The sequence below is a fragment of the Peristeroidobacter agariperforans genome (assembly GCF_004138335.1).
GTDB lineage: Bacteria > Pseudomonadota > Gammaproteobacteria > Steroidobacterales > Steroidobacteraceae > Steroidobacter > Steroidobacter agariperforans.
The window spans coordinates 818,603-836,937 of record NZ_RYFW01000003.1; the positions used below are offsets into that span (position 1 = coordinate 818,603).

At 59.4% G+C, this 18,335-nt stretch carries 16 protein-coding genes; 13 read left to right on the forward strand and 3 right to left on the reverse strand.

The features are described 5' to 3' along the window. Positions 1–63 precede the first annotated feature (63 nt). The 4 genes from EK373_RS25685 (at position 64) to EK373_RS33180 (ending at position 8,395) form a co-directional block, all read left to right on the forward strand. On the forward strand, positions 64–1,896 hold the full coding sequence (locus EK373_RS25685) for a S8 family peptidase (protein WP_129647308.1): 1,833 nt from the start codon (positions 64–66) through the stop codon (positions 1,894–1,896). 109 nt (positions 1,897–2,005) lie between these two features. Continuing rightward, positions 2,006–6,484, forward strand: a complete 4,479-nt coding sequence (locus EK373_RS25690) for a two-component regulator propeller domain-containing protein (RefSeq protein WP_129647310.1) — start codon at positions 2,006–2,008, stop codon at positions 6,482–6,484. Continuing rightward, the gene (locus tag EK373_RS25695) at positions 6,481–8,250 is read left to right on the forward strand and encodes a putative bifunctional diguanylate cyclase/phosphodiesterase (RefSeq protein WP_129647312.1); all 1,770 of its coding nucleotides are present in this window, start codon (positions 6,481–6,483) and stop codon (positions 8,248–8,250) included. Before EK373_RS25690 ends, EK373_RS25695 begins: the two co-directional genes overlap by 4 nt. A 7-nt stretch (positions 8,251–8,257) precedes the next feature. Next, positions 8,258–8,395, forward strand: a complete 138-nt coding sequence (locus tag EK373_RS33180; RefSeq protein ID WP_157994535.1) for a LamG domain-containing protein — start codon at positions 8,258–8,260, stop codon at positions 8,393–8,395. A gap of 234 nt (positions 8,396–8,629) precedes the next feature. Here EK373_RS33180 and EK373_RS25700 read toward each other — a convergent pair whose 3' ends face one another. Continuing rightward, complete coding sequence (locus EK373_RS25700) at positions 8,630–9,013, reverse strand: energy transducer TonB (RefSeq protein ID WP_129647314.1); 384 nt, start codon at positions 9,011–9,013, stop codon at positions 8,630–8,632. Positions 9,014–9,574: 561 nt separating this feature from the next. Here EK373_RS25700 and EK373_RS25705 point away from each other — a divergent pair. The 5 genes from EK373_RS25705 to EK373_RS25725 all read left to right on the forward strand — a co-directional run bounded on the left by EK373_RS25705 (position 9,575) and on the right by EK373_RS25725 (position 12,839). Then, positions 9,575–9,802, forward strand: a complete 228-nt coding sequence (locus tag EK373_RS25705; RefSeq protein ID WP_129647316.1) for a hypothetical protein — start codon at positions 9,575–9,577, stop codon at positions 9,800–9,802. Next, complete coding sequence (locus tag EK373_RS25710) at positions 9,799–10,179, forward strand: helix-turn-helix transcriptional regulator (protein WP_129647318.1); 381 nt, start codon at positions 9,799–9,801, stop codon at positions 10,177–10,179. Before EK373_RS25705 ends, EK373_RS25710 begins: the two co-directional genes overlap by 4 nt. After that, complete coding sequence (locus tag EK373_RS25715; protein ID WP_129647319.1) at positions 10,176–10,391, forward strand: hypothetical protein; 216 nt, start codon at positions 10,176–10,178, stop codon at positions 10,389–10,391. Before EK373_RS25710 ends, EK373_RS25715 begins: the two co-directional genes overlap by 4 nt. A 232-nt stretch (positions 10,392–10,623) precedes the next feature. Further along, positions 10,624–10,914 carry a HigA family addiction module antitoxin gene (locus tag EK373_RS25720; protein ID WP_129647320.1) on the forward strand — a complete coding sequence of 97 codons (291 nt, stop codon included), beginning with the start codon at positions 10,624–10,626 and terminating at the stop codon, positions 10,912–10,914. 1,025 nt (positions 10,915–11,939) lie between these two features. Next, a complete protein-coding gene (locus tag EK373_RS25725) occupies positions 11,940–12,839 on the forward strand; it encodes an integrase domain-containing protein (protein ID WP_129647321.1) in 900 nt (299 codons plus the stop codon). Here the strand turns inward: EK373_RS25725 and EK373_RS25730 are convergent. Next, positions 12,836–13,042 (reverse strand): AlpA family transcriptional regulator, encoded by a 207-nt coding sequence (locus EK373_RS25730; RefSeq protein WP_129647322.1) that lies wholly within the window; start codon positions 13,040–13,042, stop codon positions 12,836–12,838. The genes EK373_RS25725 and EK373_RS25730 overlap by 4 nt on opposite strands. Positions 13,043–13,362: 320 nt before the next feature. Here EK373_RS25730 and EK373_RS34435 point away from each other — a divergent pair, with 320 nt between their 5' ends. The 3 genes from EK373_RS34435 (at position 13,363) to EK373_RS25745 (ending at position 15,285) form a co-directional block, all read left to right on the forward strand. Next, positions 13,363–14,079, forward strand: a complete 717-nt coding sequence (locus EK373_RS34435; RefSeq protein WP_129647323.1) for a toll/interleukin-1 receptor domain-containing protein — start codon at positions 13,363–13,365, stop codon at positions 14,077–14,079. 118 nt (positions 14,080–14,197) lie between these two features. Then, positions 14,198–14,647 (forward strand): hypothetical protein, encoded by a 450-nt coding sequence (locus EK373_RS25740; protein WP_129647324.1) that lies wholly within the window; start codon positions 14,198–14,200, stop codon positions 14,645–14,647. Further along, entirely contained in the window at positions 14,644–15,285 is a 642-nt protein-coding gene (locus tag EK373_RS25745; RefSeq protein ID WP_129647325.1) for a hypothetical protein, read from the forward strand. The genes EK373_RS25740 and EK373_RS25745 overlap by 4 nt, the downstream gene beginning before the upstream one ends. A gap of 72 nt (positions 15,286–15,357) precedes the next feature. Here the strand turns inward: EK373_RS25745 and EK373_RS25750 are convergent, their stop codons facing one another. Beyond that, entirely contained in the window at positions 15,358–17,763 is a 2,406-nt protein-coding gene (locus EK373_RS25750) for an AAA family ATPase (RefSeq protein ID WP_198683640.1), read from the reverse strand. Positions 17,764–18,025: 262 nt separating this feature from the next. On the opposite strand from EK373_RS25750, the gene EK373_RS34140 reads away from it, so the two are divergent. Beyond that, positions 18,026–18,304, forward strand: coding sequence for an AbrB/MazE/SpoVT family DNA-binding domain-containing protein (locus EK373_RS34140; protein WP_129647327.1), 279 nt, complete (start codon positions 18,026–18,028; stop codon positions 18,302–18,304). Positions 18,305–18,335: the final 31 nt, after the last annotated feature.

An 18,335-nucleotide genomic window follows, 5' to 3' on the forward strand; every position in this document is an offset into this window, starting at 1 on the left:
ATCGCTGCTTTCGAGTGAAATAGCTAATACGGGACACAGCCGTCCCGCACTCGTGAGTCACCCATGCGAATGCGTTCGACTGCATTGATATTGACTGCGTTGGTTGCCGCCGGAACTGCGATGGCAGAGGCGCCCGTCCGCTCGTCATACATCGTCCAGAGCAAATCGGCAGAAGCCGCCTCTGAGCGCTTGCGCTCAGTGGGCGTCGCGCCCGAGCGTGAGTTGGATGTCATCAATGCCGTGGCAGCGCATCTCACGCCGGACCAGGTCGCCACGCTGCGTGCCGATTCGAGTGTCCGTGTGTTCGACGATCGCGACGTGAGCCCGCGCGGCGGATTGTTCGGTTCGTTGGGCGGAGTACTGGGCAGCAGCTCGCTCATCAAGCTAACTCAGCAAGCCACGACACCTATCGTGTCGCCGCTGCTGCAGAGCTATCTGACCAGCACGCTCACTTCGCCGCTGGTGAGGCAGTTGAGCGCCCAACAGCAGTTGAAGGATGGCAAAGCCCTGAACACGCTCGGCCTGCTTTATGAGACCAACTATCCGCAGCTGATTGGCGCCGATTCGCTGCACTCCGCCGGCGTCACGGGCAAGGGCGTGACCATTGCTGTGCTCGATACTGGTTTCTGGCAGGACGTGAGCCAGAACTACGGCAACCGCGTGTTGGCGTCGGTCGATGTGACCGATGGCAATCGTGCCATCAAAGACGATCCCTATGGTCACGGCACACACGTGACTGCGATCGCGGCTAGCGGTTCGCAAGCCCTCAATGGCAGCTATTCCGGTATCGCGCCGTCGGCGAACCTGGTGCTGGTGCGCGCTTTCAACGGCGAAGGCGCGGGCCGTTATACCGACGTGATCGCCGGCGTGAACTGGATTGTCGCCAATCGCGCCAAGTACAAGATTCGCGTGCTCAACCTTTCGTTCGGCGCGCCGCCGGTGTCGAATTACTGGGACGATCCGTTGAATCAGGCCGTCATGGCCGCGTGGCGCGCGGGCATCGTAGTGGTGGTCTCCTCGGGCAACGAAGGCCCGAGCCCGATGACGATCTCCGTGCCCGGCAACGTGCCATACGTGATCACGGTCGGTGCGTTGACCGACAACAATACGCCGTACAACGCGACTGACGATCGTCTCGCTTCGTTCTCATCTGCCGGCCCGACCTACGAAGGCTTCGTGAAGCCGGAGTTGTTGGCGCCGGGCGGTCACATCGCGTCTTCCATGCCGAGCAGCAGCTATCTGGCGAACCTGGATAAGGACTCGATGAACCTCGCGAGCAATCTGTTCACGATGTCGGGCACGTCACAAGCAGCGGCGGTGACCACGGGTGTCGTCGCGCTGATGTTACAAGCCGATCCGAGCTTGACGCCGGACACGGTGAAGTGCCGTCTGCTGGCTTCGACGCGGCCTGCGATCGATGAGCACGGGAAGCTCGCCTACAGCGTGTTTCAGCAGGGCGCAGGCTTGATCAACGCCGTCGCGGCGGTCAACAGTTCGGCGACCGGCTGCGCCAATCGCGGCTTGGATCTGCAAGCCGATCTGGACGGCAGCGCGCACTTCGGCGGCCCGGCCAACATCGATGACGCCGGCAACTATGTGATCATGGATATGGACAGCACCGCCTGGGGCGACGCGGTCGATGCCGACGGTTACACCTGGTCGAAGGGCTACACCTGGAGCAAGGGCTACGTGTGGAGCGAGGGATACACCTGGAGCAAGGGTTACACCTGGTCCAAGGGCTATACCTGGAGCAAGGGCTTCACCTGGTCGAAGGGCTTTACCTGGAGCAAGGGCTACACCTGGAGTAAAGGCCTGGCGTGGTGGGAAGCGTTGTCCCAGAGCTACGCCACCGGCGCGCGCTCGGCTTCCATCGCTTCGTGGGTGCCGAACGAATAATCGATATTTGCACAGGACTGTGACGCGCGTCGTGCAGTCCTGGCGCCGTGACTGTTGATTCTCCAACCAGTCAGCGGTTGTGTTTGGAAACATCGGGCAAGCTGTGCCCGTGAGCGCAAATCCGCTGACGCGCGCCTGGCGGGCGTCATTGATCATCGCTGGTTGGTTATTCGGAGCATCGATCGCTAGCGCGGCCGATGCTCCGGCGCTCATTCTGGAACATTTGACTACCGCCGAGGGCTTGCCGCAGTCGACGGTCATGGTCACTCTGCAGGACTCGCAGGGCTTTGTCTGGCTGGGCACCGAGGATGGCCTGGTCCGCTACGATGGTCATCTGCTGCACCGCTATGCCGCCGTTCGCGGCGAGCAGGGCACGCTATCCGGCAATTACATCTGGGACATCGCCGAGGATGCGAGCGGCGATCTCTGGATCGCGATCCGCGACGGCGGGGTAGCGCGCTGGCAGCGCAAGTCCGACACGTTCATCAGCTATCGTCACGATCCGTCCAATCCCAACTCGCTGGCCAGCGATAGCGTCCGCTCGCTTCTGATCGACGCGCGCGGGCAGGTCTGGATCGGCACCAGCGATGCAGGCGTCGACGTGCTCGAGCCTCTTTCCGGCAGCATTCGGCATTTACGCTCGATAGGCCGCGGTCGGGCTGCGCTCAGCAGCGATCGCATCTTCACCCTGTCGCTCGCCCGCTCGGGGGATGTTTGGATCGGCACGCAGGCCGGGCTCGACCTGTGGCGGCACCGGGATGAATCGATCGTTCCATTCGGCCCTCCGGCCGGCGCGCCCGGCTCGCTAATCGGCCAAGAAATATCGCACGTGCTCGAGGACAAGAGCGGTGCGGTGTGGGTGAGTAGCTACAAGATCGGCCTGACGCGGCTGGATCGCGAAGGTGGGCTGCTGGCTGCATATCGCCAGGGTCGCGACTCCCACGGGCTCAGCAACGATGATGTTCGCAGCGTGCTCGAAGACCAGGCCGGACGTTTGTGGGTAGGCACGGCGGATGGACTCGAGCTGCTCGATCGCGCCAGCGGTCGGTTCACGCACTTCCGACACGACGATACCAAGCCCGAGTCGTTGCGCGACTCGTTCGTCATGTCGCTGTACGAAGATCAGGCTGGGGTGATGTGGATCGGCACGCGCACCGGTGGCGTGAGCCGTTGGAATCCGCGCAGTTGGGAACTCGGCGGTCAGCGCCCGGAATGGGTGGGGAGCGGACCGGTGAACGCATTCGCCGATGCTGGCGATGGCCGCGTTTGGATTGCCGCACTCGATGGCGGCTTGCGTCAGATCGATCCGCGCACGAACGAGGCGATCTCGCTCGACAACTTCACGAATGATGCCCGAGCTCTGCGCGACGAGCGCGTGATGTCACTCCTGCAGGACCACCTCGGCACGTTGTGGATTGGCACGATGACCGGTGGCTTGAAGAAGCTGACCACGGACGGCCGTATCGAATCGATCCCCGTGAAAGCGGGTGACCCGCGCGCGACCAGCGCTGCCGGTATCATGAACATCACGGAAAGCCGCAGCGGTCAGATCTGGATCGGCACTTTCGGCGGCGGATTGAACGTGCTCGATCCGGCGTCCGGCGCGATTCGTCAATTGCCCTTCGGCGCCCAGCCTGGAGACGTCAGTTCCGCCGAGGTGACTTCGCTCGCTGAAGATGGTCGCGGCCATTGGTGGATCGGCACCACGAACGGCCTGAACCTCGCGCGCGCCGATGGGCATGTTGTGAAGGTGTTCAAGAACGATCCGAATGACACCGCGTCGCTGGCAGTGAACGTGATTTACGGCGTGACCGTCGACGCACGCGACCGCGTCTGGGTCGCAACGGACGGCGGTGGCCTGGCACAGGTTATTGGCTCGTCCGCGGCCCCGGAGCAGATCCGCTTCAAAACATTGATGCGCGAGCAAGGGCTGTCGAGCGATACGCTGTATGGCATCGTGGCCGACAACGCGGGTTCGCTGTGGCTCAGCGGCAATGCCGGTCTGATGCGTTTCGATCCCGGCAGCGGCGCAATCAAGGTCTACCATCGCGAGCACGGCTTGCAAGGCGAGGAGTTTGCCTTCGGCGCTTATCACCGCCTGCGCGACGGCCGCGTGTGTTTCGGCGGTCCGGGCGGCTTCAATATCTTCGATCCCACCCGGTTGAGCAAGAACCGTCAGCCGCCGCGGCTCGCACTCACGAACGTCGACGTCCTTGGCCTGCGCATGCGCAGTGGCACGCCATTCTGGTTGCTGGGGAGCATTCCGCTGAGCTATCGAGACAGCATCATGTCGCTCGATTTCGGCGTGCTGGATTTCGGCTCGACACGGCACAATCGACTGTCGTACCGCATGCCAGGCTTGAGCGATGACTGGATCGATCTGGGCAGTCAGCGCAGAGTGACCTTGACGACTTTGCCTGCAGGTGAGCATGTGCTCGAAGTTCGAGCCGCGACCTCCGAATCCGGGTGGAGCGAGCAGCCGCTGAGACTCACGATCGATCGCGCCCCGGCGCCGTGGCAATCGCCTTGGGCTTATGCCGTGTACGCGGCCCTGATCCTCGGTGTGATTCTGTATCGAGCGCACCGACAGCGTCGCAAATATCAAGCAGTGGTGCAGCAGCGCGAATTGCTGGACGCCGAAGTGAAGCTGCGGACGCGGGAGCTCGTCGAAAGCAATCGCCAGCTTGCCGAGGCCGCGCAAGCCAAGAGCAACTTCCTCGATCGCATGAGTCACGAGCTGCGCACGCCCATGAACGGCGTGGTCGGCATGACCGAACTGTTGTCACGGACGCAGCTGTCGGCGACGCAATCGCATCTCACCAAGACCATTCGTTCCTCGGCGCAGATCCTGCTGCAGATCGTGAATGACTTGCTGGACCTGTCGAAGATCCGTGCGGGCAAGGTGGCGCTCGAAGCGCTGCCCATCGACCTTGGACAGGTGCTGGAAGAGTGCACCAGTCTGTTTGCGGGGGCCGCCGAGGGCAAAGGCATCGAGCTGATCGTGTGTCCGCCCGTGCATGGCGAACGAGTACTGCTCGGTGATCCACTGCGTGTGCGGCAGATCGTCATGAATCTCGTCGGCAACGCGGTGAAGTTCACATCGCAGGGTGAAGTCGTCGTGCGGGCCGACGTGACGGTGACAGCGGAGGATCGGGCGGTCGCGCGAATTTCCGTGACCGATACCGGCATCGGTATGGACGAAGCGGCCGTAAAGCGCATCTTCGAGCCATTCTCGCAGGCCGATGAGACGACGACTCGCAAGTTCGGTGGCACAGGCCTGGGCCTAGCGATCTGTCGCGAGCTCTCAGACATCATGGGCGGCGAGATCACCGTGGAGAGTGCACCGCAGGTCGGTTCAACGTTCCACCTGTCTTTGCCGTTAGCGGTTGCTGCCACGCCTGCGACGCCCGACGCGGCTTTGCCTCGCCGTAACGTGCGTATCCTCACGCGTCGCACCTCACTGCGGGAGTCGCTCACGCGTCACGTGGCGTCGTTGGGCTTAACGCCCGCCGATAGTGCATCGACGGTGTCGGACGAGATCACGGTTCTCGACGCCAGCACGCATGCGGAAGACCTGAAGCATTTGCTGGCGAGCCAGGCGTCGTGGCCGAGGCTCATCGTTATCGCCACCAACGCCGAGGCCGAGTCGAACAATCTTCGCGCGCTGCTCGATGAGAAGATTATCGTTCTCAAGCCCGTGCACCGGATCGCCCTGCGTGAGGCGCTTGCAGTCGTTACTGGAGTGGAGCTGGCGCCGGCACAGTCGTCTCGCGACCTGACGAGCGATGCGCCATCGATCAAAGGCCACGTCCTGCTCGTCGAGGATGAGCCGGTCAATGCGGCGGTTGCCGAGGGGTATCTCGCAAGCCTGGGGTGTACGAGCGTGTGGGCGAAGAGCGGTAACGAAGCCGTGGCGCGCGGCGCCGGCGAGCGCTTCGACCTGATCCTGATGGATCTGAACATGCCCGACATGGATGGCTTCACTGCGACCCGGTTGATTCGACAGCGAGCGAAGCAGGGCGAACGTACGCCGATCGTCGCCCTTACCGCGCACGATGCGATCGCCTATCGTGACAGATGTTTGCGTGCCGACATGGACGACATTCTCACCAAACCTTACACGTTGGAGGAGTGCGCGCGCCTGTTGCGCAAGTGGGTGGCTGCACCGCAAGCCGATATAGCGGCAGCGGCAATCAAATTGTCCGTCGCGCCTGCGAAGCAGAATGCGCTTGCGAGCGTCGATGCGGCAGCGGTCGCGTCGATGCGAAAGCTGCGTGCCCGTGGTCACACGGACTTGTACGCCAAGCTCGTTGAACTGTTCAGAACGGGATCGGTGGAGTCGCTCGAACAACTGAGCGCCGCGATGAAGTCACAGGATTTGACGGCCGCCGCTGGGGTTTGTCACAAGCTGGCATCGAGTGCTTCGAACGTGGGCGCGTTGGCATACGGCCAGGAGCTGCGTCATCTGGAGCAACTATGCATCGCCGGCGAGCAACAGCAGGCCGCCGAGCTGCATGAGGTGATACAGGCGGCGCATGCGCCACTGATGGATGCCTTGCTGGGGCTGACATTAAAGGCCAGCGCATGAGCACGGCAGACCGACACCCCGGCCTGGCTATCATCGCCGATGACGAATCCACCGGACGCGTGTTGCTCGAGGAGTCCGCGGCAGAGGTGGGCCTCGACGCGCTGGCTTTCGACAATGGCTCAGATGCGCTTACGGCCGCGCTGACCCACCAAGTGTCCATCGTGCTGCTCGATGTCGATATGCCCGGCCTCAATGGGTATGACGTCTGTCGTCGACTGCGCTCAGATGCTCGGTTTGCGACCACGCCGATCGTCATGGTGACTGGCCACGAAGATTCGCAGGCCATCACGTTGGCGTTCGAGGCGGGAGCCACCGACTTCGTTTCCAAGCCGGTGAATTGGGCGCTCTTGCCCAGGCGTCTCGAATACATTCTGCGTAACGCGGCCAGCGCGCGAGCGCTGATTGCGAGCACTGAACGCATCGAGCGCTTGGCTTATTACGACACGTTGACGGGGTTGCCCAACCGGCAGCGCTGCATGGAAACCGCCGCGACCATGTTCGCTGCCGCCGAGCAGTTGCAGGAGGACGTGGCGGTCGTCTACATCGATCTCAACAGCCTGAAGCGCGTCAACGATTCATTCGGTCACGCGATGGGCGACGCTGTGTTGCGCGCCTTCGCGGATCGACTGGTTCGCACGGTCAATGATTTCAGTATCGAGCCGGAGCGAGTATTGATTTCGCGACTCGGTGGCGACGAATTCGTCGTGGTGATGCGGCGGGCTGCTGCTCGCGAAGCCGCGACAGAAATTGCACGCCGATGCGCCGAAGCCTTCAAGCTTGCCATTACTCACGATGCGCTCGAGTTCTACTCGTCGCCAAGCATTGGCGTGGCGGTCTATCCAGATGATGGTGCGAACGTAGCCACGGTGTTCAAACATGCGGATACGGCGATGTATCACGCCAAGGCAACCTCCGGCGCCGTTGCTTCGTACGCGCCCGCTATGAGCGCGAGGATGCGGGACTGGCTCGAACTGGAAAGCCGACTACGCAAGGCGGTTCACAACGATTTGCTGAGCCTGGTGTTCCAACCGAAGTTCCGGATCCAGGATCGTCAGCTGGTCGGCGTCGAGGCGTTGCTTCGCTGGCGCGATGCCGAGTACGGCGACATATCCCCGAATCGCTTCGTCGAGATCGCCGAAGACAGCGGTTTGATCCTGGACATGAGCGGCTGGGTGGTGCGCGCTGTGTGTCGACAACTGCGCAAGTGGCTGGATCGAGGCATCGTGCTGCCGGTTGCGATCAATTGCTCTGGCAAGGAGCTCTTGCACGGCGATCCCGCCAAGGTCGTGGAGACCGAAGCAAGGGCGGCAAATGTGCCGGCGTCGTTGATCGAAGTCGAGCTGACGGAGTCGTTGTTGATCAAGGATTCGGCGACGGTGCAGGGCGCACTCAAGCGCTTGCGCCAGCTGGGTTGCCGGATTGCGTTGGATGATTTTGGCACCGGCTATTCATCGCTTGCCTATATCACGCGATTCCCGCCGGACCGGATCAAGATCGACAAGGCGTTCGTGCGTGACATCGATAACTCGCCAGGCGATGCGGCGGTGGCGAGCGCGATCTTGTCGTTGGCGCACAGCTTGAATCTGGTGGTGACCGCCGAAGGTGTGGAGCGGCAGGGGCAGCTGGAGTGGCTTCTGGCTCGGGGCTGCCACGAAGTGCAAGGTTTCCTGTTGGCCAAGCCGCTCTCGGTCGCGGAGCTCGAAGCACGGTTCTTTTCTACGCCGCAGCAAGCGATCCAAGAGTCGCAGCGGCTGTCACGCGCCTAGCTTCACCGTGGCTGGCAATACTTGGTACCGCGCTCGCTTCGAAGCGGTGGGCGCGCAACTGCGTGTCTACATGAACGATGAACTGGTGCTCGAAGCTAGCGACATCTCGCATGGCATTGGGCGTTATGGCCCGGTGATGTATTGAGCCGGGGTCGAGTACGATGACATCCTGGCGCAGGAGTCCTGATTCAGGCTGACAGCCTCGGGCCGCGCGTGCCTTTGCGTGCGCTGGCTCGGGGAGTCCTTTCGGGATTTTCAGAGACTGCGAGGACGCTTCTACCTCTTGTTTTGTGAGGCCGCCCGGAGATGGGCTGAGAGTTTTCACACGGCATCGGCCCAAAACGGTCATCCGTCGATGCAGGCGAATATGCGTCCAGCGCTACTTCACCGCGTCCTGCATGATCTTCTCGGTTGTCGGAGCCTCCGCCGATTCCTCGTCCTTGAGCACAAATCTCACATCCATGTCCATGCATGCTGGCACGGCCTCGCCCTTGCGCGTTGCTGGGTGGAATTTACCACCATAGGCCATTTTCAACGCACCCTCATCGATATGCTTGTTCCCTGAGCTTCGAACTACCTTCGCGCTCTCAACAACGCCTTCGGCTGTAACACATACATTCACTCGTGTTATTCGTGATGACAAATTGGATGTGTCGCTCTTGTTAGCATTTTGTGCTGCGGCAGTGGTGCACCACATTGCGGCCAGGGCGATGAGTAGCTCACAACTCATCTGATAGGCTCGGCGGCCCAATCGTTCGAACATGGTTCTTCCTCCCTGACCCAGCGGCTCGCGATGCGCAGCGTTTAAGGTGATTTTCAATCATATACTGAAAAGTAACGTCAGCAACGGCTAACGCCGGAGCGAATCTAATCGGATATCGTTTCAGTGGCTGCTCTAGATCGAAAGCGTCGGTCGGCGATCGGCCAGGAGTGTCCCACACTCCACACGAACGCCCTCAATGCCATGCCAACTGTGACTCTGCTCGTTGGTTAGGGATCGATCTAGCAACTATGTGAAGTGCGACGGCGCCGGACCTAGACTTCGTGCCAGGAACAGGTGATGGTGGAGGCGGCGACCCTCCAAAATGCGCGGATCCGCGCTGAATTGCGCAAGATTCGCGGTTGAGACTGAAGAAAGTTCCCCCCGGAAATACCCCCGCTTTTGACTGCCTGCTGCCGTGAGCGGTCGTCGCCGGTGCGCTAACACCGGCGACGACCTGGCCACAACCGCATCTGAGGTGCAAGTCATGGTTACGGGAGATATTACTCCGTCGCCGCTGGCTGCCTATGCGCCGCCCATTGTCGGGCGGCTGGGTGGGCCGGCATGAGCGACCAAGAGGATTCGGTCAGAGAGCGTCTCAACGGTCAGGTTCGGCGTCTGCAGAAGGCTGCCGCCGTTCTGGCATGTATTCAGTACGTCGCAGAGTATGAGGAGGATTTCGAGTTTAGTTTGGCCGACGCGGTCAGCGTCGTCGTGGAGATGATCGACGACGTGGCGGACGCGGTGAGCTTCATCGCGTCTGAGGTCGCCGACACGGAGGTACGGCCATGATCAAGCAGGAGAGCCGCGCCTACTTCAAATCACTCGGCGCGCATGTCATGGCGCTTCGCAAGTCGCGAGGCATGACGCAAGCGGAGCTGGCGCGCGCCATCGGCGTATCACAGCAGGCCGTGTTCGCGTACGAACTCGGCGATCGTCGCATCTCGGTCCTCGTGCTTGCCAAGCTCGCGAGGATATTTTCAACCCCGGTCGGGGACCTCGTCCGCATGTCCAAGCCGCTACACGAGCGAAAGGGGCGACTGTCTCCGCGTTGTGTGAGGCACGCAGAGCGGTTGCAGGCGCTGTCGAAGACGCAGCAGCGCTTCGTCGTCCGGATCATCGACGTGCTCGAAGACAGCAACGGCGGTCGCTCAGGAGGTGCCAAATGAGTGGCGCCGACGAGAGACCGATCACGGATGAGCTGGTCTGCCTGAAGCAAGCAATTGATCTCCTCAAGGTCGCGGAAGACTTAGTGCAACCGGAGAACATCGAGCGATACCCAGGTGCCATCGCGTCCGTCATCCGGACGGCTCGAACACTCGTCGAAGAGGTTTTGGCGGCGCTTACCGAGTACTTCGCCGCGCAAGGCGGTGCTAAATGATGGCCACGGCAATCGTGAGGCGGTGTGAAATGGGGGAGGGGTAAGGGACCGCATCGAAGTCGGTCAATAACCGGACGGCCTCAGACGCACGTCTGAGGCCATTTGAGTGCCTCAGAAAAGGTAAAGGGGCCAACCCGAAGGTTTAGCCCCTTTTTCCGCCGTCCGTAGCCCGGCGGGGAGATGCGACGATTATACGGACCATCCGCCACATTACTATCAGCAGCAAACATCCATGATGAAGATGCATAACCCGCCCCATCCCGGAAGCGTCCTGCGGGACACCGTGCTCCGCGAAATGACCGTGACCCAGTTCGCCAAGCGACTCAGCGTGTCTCGCGTCATGCTCTCTCGCGTGGTGAACAATCGGGCGGCCGTGAGCGCCGAGTTGGCGATCCGACTTGCCGCAGCACTGGGTGGCTCTGCGGAGACGTGGATGCGCATGCAGGTGGCTTACGATCTCTGGCATGCACAGAAGAGGAAGCGCCCGAAGATCCAGCCTATCGAGTTGGGGCAAATTGCATAGGGAGGGCGGCAGCCTGGATCGCGACCTTGCAGCGATCTACCGCGTGAAAACCCCGCGACGAGGCCGAACGTTCAAGATCGCAAATTGCGATCTTAAAGATTGGGGGTACAACGTGAAGCATCTGCCGTATGCCTTCACAGAACACGGAGCCATTCAGTCTGCCGATGTTCTGAACTCACCGGCACGGTAGCGCCTTGCCGCAGCCGGACCAAGAGGTTTACCAGGGGAGAGAGTCGCTAAGTGGTCCAGGGGCGCGGGCAGCGGTCGAGCGCCGCACCTGCGCAAAGTTCAGCGACCGGAATCGTCAATCGCTGCCGCGCGGCCTTCGGCGGAACTCAGCAGACACAGAGCGCGCGGACTCACCATGAAAGTTTGCAGATCGCTAGCCGCTGGCGCATTCTCGACCTCGACGAATATTCCCTGACGACGAGGGTATCGTCGTAACCCCCGCCTGCGTTTGCAGGCAACCCCAAGCAGCTTTAGACCAGGCAGAGCTGCGCAGCCATTCAGGCTGTGGTCATGATTCATCACTCGGGCGCTGACGCCTTTCTTCTCGAATCCGCTGTCCAGCGGTGGACTCCTGCGGCAACTATTCTTCTAACAATGTAAGTACAACAAAGCTGCGCCAACAGCAGCATTCCTCTACGCGTGCGTCACTGTCTTCGGCGAAGCCGAGAAAGTGACGCACACGGCCCACTGCCGCAACTCACTGTCACCGCAACGCATTTTCGCCGATGCGAGAAAGTGGCACCGCGTCTGCAACGGACGCAATCAACCATAGCTTCGCAACGAAGCTCCCTCTGTCGATGTCGATGTCAGCCACCGCGAGCGGCCCGCCAAGGGCAGCCTCGATCTCATGCATACGCGTGAGCAGCAGCACATGCCACCGGCACGTGCTGCTGTGAGGCCACGAAACTCAACAGACCGGACTAGCACATCCGGCTGCTCGCGATGGATCAAGGCAGGAAATGTTTCCTGCCGGGATTGCCCGGATGTGCAGATCGTAGTGATGAGGTAGGAGAGTGATGAGTAAGAAAACTGAGTTGCAGGCGGATCTTCAGAGGATCAACTATCTATTGGGTCGTGCGCATCTAACGCAGGAGGACCGGAGCGGAACGTTCAGAACGTTCGCCAGGGTCATGCGGGAAACAAACTTCGGGATTCACTGCGCGGCGCAGATTGGCGGCAAGCATTTGCAGGCGTTCGTGGACCATCGGCTCGCGAACGGCATCGGAAGCCGAACGGTCGACAAAGAAATGGGCCATCTGCGTGCGGTGCTGAGGCACATCGGCAAGCAAGGATTGGCGGACAATCCCGCGTACAGCAATCGAGCGCTCGGAATTCCCCAGGGCAGCCGCAAGGGCACCAAGGAGCCGCTGTCAGATGCGGAGATTCGGTCGTTTCAGCAACGCGCGGAGCGATTGGGCAGGCCGGACATTGGCGCAATTTTGGAGTTGCAGCGAGCACTTGGACTTCGCGAAATCGAAGCCATCCGTGCCGGCCGGATCGATACGCTTCTCCGCTTGCACCGCGAGCTTACCGAGCGAGGCTGTGCGCGCATGATCGAGGGCACCAAAGGCGGCCGCATGCGCGAAGTACATCCGGCGGACGTCGGGCGGGCGCTGGCAGCTGTGCAGCGTGCGCGCGAGATACTGGAGGCGAGTGGACGGCGCTATCTCTTGGCGTGCGCCAAAGGCGTAGAAACAAAAGACCTAAAACAAGCAGCGAGCGTATATAGCAAATTCTGCAGCCGAGCCGGGCTCCAAAGTCATGCTGCCCGCTACGCGTTCGCGCAGGAGCGTATGCAGGCGTATCGCCATGAAGGCTTGAGTCTGCGGGAGGCGCGCATCGCGACCTCCCTAGATCTTGGCCATGGCGATGGCCGCGGGCGCTACGTCGCGAACGTTTATGCCCGCGACAGTTAGGTTTGTCGCTGCAGCTGGTCGGCGATCCATTGATGTACCTCAACGGAGTCCCAGCCAACTGCTCGGACGCCGATCCGCACCGGGCGAGGGAACTTGCCTTCCTCGATCAGTTTGTAGAGATGAGCGCGCTTGAACCCGCATCGGGCTTCGACTTCTGGCCGACGCAGAATGCGGCGGTTTGCTTCGGGGCTGTCAGCAGACATTTAGGAACCTCTGTGGCGACATGCCACGCGGCAAGGAGTCTGCTTTCGTAACTGGGCCACGACGAGATTCAATCGGAACAGGGCGCGCACCGACATTTCTGCTCGGGTGATCCAAGTTCGGATTCCAACGGCTGGAAAGCGGACTTCCTTCGGCTGCGTCTACGCATCCGTCCTGGTGTTACCGTCACGCGGTTTCACCGTCTTGAAGGGGTTGGTTGGGCATCGCTAACCGGTCAAGTCTTTTGACCTCTCTCAATATCAGAGGCCTATTGGCCCTGCAGAGAGACCGCAACTTACAAACATTCACATCAGGAGTGAAGTTGGCTAAATGCACAGCACCAGTACGTGGGCACAAATCAGCGGCGGCCGCTGCGGAGTGCCCGGCATGCCGTTATGGCCGTAGCTACCGCTATAGTGGTAGTTACGGTAGCGGCTACAGCCCGTCCTACTCCTCCTCGAACAGCAGTGGAGGGGGCTATAGCAGCGGCGGCGGTGGTACTAGCAGGTCCTCCAGTGGGGCACGGCCGCGCTGGTCGCGAGCCGGTTCCTCCGTCTCGTATACGCCAGCCCAAGTGCAGTCGCTGACGCCAGTCCGTGTTGCCGTTGAGGCGAAGGCGGCGGAGCAGCCTGATCTTCGCGACGTCTTCTTGTGTCACGCGTGGGACGACCGACAGGGGGCCGCCAAGCAGTTGCACGATCTGCTTGAGGCGGCGGGTGTCAAAGTCTGGTTCAGCGAGAAAGACCTTGGCCTCGGCGTGCCGATGATGCGCGCCATCGACAAGGGTTTGGCGGCCTCGCGCATCGGCCTCGTCCTGGTGACCCCTGCGCTGCTGGACCGCCTCCCCAAAGAGAGCGTCGCCGACAAGGAGCTTTCGGCCCTCCTGGCGGGGAACCGGCTTGTTCCCATCGTGCACAACACGACGTATGAAGCTCTCCGCAACGTCAGCCCGTTGCTTGCCTCCCGAAGCGGCCTGGATACAAAAGAAGACTCAATGACAGTAATTGCCACCAAAATCGCCGAGCTGGTAGCCCTCTAGCACTTATTGTCGGGTGGGCGGCTCGACGTCGCGCAAGCGGTCCGTGCGCCGCTCCCGGATGAGCAGCCGCGTGGCTAGCAGGATATACTGCGCAGAACCGCATCCGTTCCGCAGGCGTATGACCCAGACCGCAGATATCATTGTCTTCTCTAAAGGGGAACGCCCCATCCTTGTCGTTGAGACGAAGGCCGCGAAAGAGACATCTCCGACGGCGGCGGCTCGGTTTCGAAGAAATCTAGTCGAGAGCAAGATGGTCGCCGATGTCCCATTCTTGGCGATTGCCTTCAAAACTTCGATATTTATTTGGCGGAAAGAGACGCCACTCGACGCTCCTGCTGATTTTTCCGTTCCCATTAAGCCAGTGTTCCAACTGTACCTAAAGCGGTTGGACGATAGTGCATTTGTGGGCGAAGAAAGCATTCAAATCGCAGTGCACTCGTGGTTGCGAGATCTTGCAATTGGCATTCGGAAGCCGGATCCAGATTTCCCTCCAGACAAGATGCTTTTGGATTCAGGAATCTACAAAAAGATGCACTTTGGAGATGTTCGATCTGAATTCCGCATATGATGATCTTCGTCGAGACTAATTTCGTAATTGAACTCGCTGCTCTTCAGGAGGAAGCAGAGGAAGCAGAGGAAGCAGAGTTGATCGTTATTAGTGCGGAGAAGCAAGAGCTCAAGTTATTTATTCCCGCGTTTTCACTCACCGAGCCGTTTGAGACATACGCTCGGTGGCGCAAACAGCGGAACCAAACGAGAAATGATTTCGACAGGCAGCTCAAGCAGCTTGCGCGATCGCAGGACTACGCCGATCTCGTCCAAGCGTCTCAGACAATTTCTGACGTTTTCTCTGCTAGCGCAGTTGCGCAGACAAGCCGATTGAGAGCCACACTCTCTCGCTTGATCCAATGCTCTACGATTCTTCCCTTGAATGAGAGCGTGATCACACGATCGATTGCCGCTCAAGATGAGTTTGGTTTGGAGCCGCAGGATGCCGTGGTGTTCGCGTCAGTCGAATCGGGCCTGGAAACGCACCAAGCCGAGGGCTCTCGGATCTTCATCACAAAGGATCGAAGTGCATTTGCAACCGAACAAGTGATGGAGCATTTTAGAAACTTGCAGTGCGACGTGATACCCGCCATCGGTCCCGCAATAGGAGTAGTTAAGCGGCAGCCCGCCGAAGTTGCCGACGCTATTCAAGCCTAGGCTCAGCCCAGTTGGCCTAGGTGTGATTGGGGTGAAGGCAAGCGAAAGTTCGGCCCGCGATGTTCCGTCTTGTCATTCCTTCAGGTACTCGGAATCCGGTGCGAGCAGTCCCGGCAGAGGTGCCGCAACGATTGGTTCGAGCAGCGCGGCGTCCATTTGCATCTGTAGAACTTCATCATCAGCGATGACCATCCTGCCAAACAACCGCCCTATGGCGTAGAACTTTGTTCTCAGCTCAGGCGCAACAGATGTCCAAGCCGATCGGATGTCGAGATAGGTTTGCTTCTCGTAGATGTACGTTCTGAATGCCATTTGATCAAAGTAGCTGCGCTCTCGCAGGATCGTGTCTAAGATGATGTCCGCCAACCTCGTTACGCGAAGTGGGTCCACCTCCCGCAGTTCCTTAAGCATGTGGGGTACGCTCAAGAACCGGTCGGCCCGAAGTCTGTCAAGTGCCTTGTGTAGTAGGGTTCTATCGATTCCTGCAACGCTAAAGTCGTTCAACAGGCTCTCTACCGAATACTCGCCGTACGAAGACTTGGATTGCACCTGCTGAAGCAGGCGAATCCCTAGGGTATAAGGCACACGAAGCTGTGCTTCGACATTGAAGACGTTCGGGATAAGCTTCGTCCCTTCGGGGATGCCGGCATCGTCCTTCATAAGCGCGCGCAAGATCTGTGCAACAGCCAGTCTTGTTTGGCCGTTTTCATACTGCTCGGCCACCAGCCGATCCATCGCTCCTGGAGACGATCGAAAGATTGCGGCGACAGCTCGCAAGCTGTCGCGAAGACTTCCATTGCCAGCGGCCTCGACTAGCTGAAACGCTTCGCTACCAAGTGTGGCCTCTCGATTTAGAGTTTCCATGAGTACAGTAATTCTGTCTCTTGCGACCTTCATCGGCGAAGCAACCTCAGCCACGGGGAGCGAGTTCAAGATCCGGGCGAAACGGCGCTGAAGAACCACGGCTAGTGGCGCCTTGTTTATAAGGTACTGCTCACGCACGGAGGCGAGAGAATGCTCTCGGATTCCATGAGAACTAAGTGCCTCGGTGCGCAGCACCAGAATTACTATGGCAGCAGTTGATCCTTTGATCGTCTCGGCAATTTTGTACAAGAACTCTTGAAAATCGAGTCCGAGCTGATCAGAGTTGTCCAGGACAATGAACGTTGGCATTCCTCGGTTTTTGGTGAGCCATTTGATGACGCGAACCAAATGATCCTGAGGGTCCTTATTGCTAAGATCCCAAATGTACTGCCGTGCCGCTTGTATATATTCTTTGTCTGAATCGTCGGAATCGGGATAGCGGGACCTTTGAAACCTGCGGACTTCTGAGTTGTAGATATCTCTCAGGTGATCCCAAACATCAGGATCGTAGCTTTGATTCAGGTCGGCGGTGACTCTGGAGAGCTCTTGGAGAAGGGTGGAACATAATAGCTTTAACAATGAGTCAACTTCGGCCGCAACGAATGGCCGGTCCACAAATGGCAGGAGATTCGCTTTTACCCAAACAGCCTTCTCTAACTGTGCATCTTTGCGCAACTCAAGCTCAAGGTTCCTCAAGAACGACGTTTTTCCGACCCCGACGTCCCCATGGAGAATGATAGTCCTACCCGTCAAGTGATCTGCTAGAGGGTACTTGCCGACGTCCCCAGCATCCAACTCCAACCTGCTTTGACTAGGAGGCGTTCGAAACGCGTTGATCCTACCCTCGACCAGTTGCGTCAGCCCTTTCGAAACGGAGGCGTTTCCCTTTGCAGGCAGGTAGCACTCGTGAAAGTCTTGTTCGCTAGTAAGCTCGAACACATATCGGCTCAGAATCTGGTCCAGAATTGCAGAATAGTCGGCTTCTTCAATTGTGAGGTCTCGCGTGTAGGGGAATGCGTCTGCAAGACGTTTCGCGAACTCCGGAACCTGAATCTCTCGCCCCAGCAGGCCTTTCTCGGATTTCCCGGTTTCAATTGCAGTGGGAGAAAGCGTGTCGATGAATTCGTCCAGCCTTTTCAGAATCTGATCCTTGCCGTTGAATATGACAACGCGAGCATCAGGAAGGGATCTGCCCGGATGCGTCGGCTTGAAGACCAACCAATCGCATCCATTTGTGACACACGCATACCTAGCGCCTGTGTGCTGGGAGTACCTCAAACACTGGTCCAACGCTTCCTTAAGATCTTCCGATGCAGTGGCGCGAAGCTTCTTGTAAGAAGTAATTCTCTGCGATGCGAGGCTTCGCGGAACCCCAAAGCTACGACCAGCCTTCTTGGCTTCAACGACCATAACCGGTTTGCTGTTGAGTAGAAGCAGATAGTCAATATAGCCGCGGGAGTCGGTCCAGCCAGCATAGGGTTCACGGCGAATGTCTCCTGCCAACCAGCCTAGATACTGAAGGGTGGGCGAAATGAATCGAGCACGAGTATCTGATTCGGTCAGTTCGCCGGGCGGCTGTTCTGGCAATTGTTGAATATGCTCGAGGAGGTCCATCAATAGTGTGCCTCGCGGTATCGGTGCGCCACTGGCTGATTTTGACGCCGCGTTAGTCATCTTCTTATGTTCACAGCGTGAGGACGTTAAGCGCGACGGTCACCTAGATACATATCACGTATCGCGAGACTTGTCGCTCTTGGCAAACAGCGCGGACCGCAAGTGCGGCGAATACGTTAGCATCTAGTGCTCGTAGTTTGGTCGCAAGGGCGGATCGCTGGATGTACTTCGTATGATCTATGTTTCCGCAAGGGTCCGAGCGATGCGGATTTCCAAATGGGGCAATAGTCTGGCGATTCGGCTGCCCGCAGCAATCGTTGAGGCGTTAAACCTCCATGAGGGTGATGACGTCGTGCTGCGCGCGGCTGGTAAGCGAACGCTGGTGATCGAGAATGGCCCAAGCGCTAAAGAGCTTCTCGCTCGGCTGCGTCGATTCCGCGGTCGTTGTCAACGGTCATTCAAATTTCCCCATCTGCGGTCATTGAGAATTCCTCACCCACCCGCCCGGTCCTCAGTTAATCGTGGTGGTGGGTTCCTCTGAGCGAATCAACCCGGCCTTGAGCTTCTCCTTC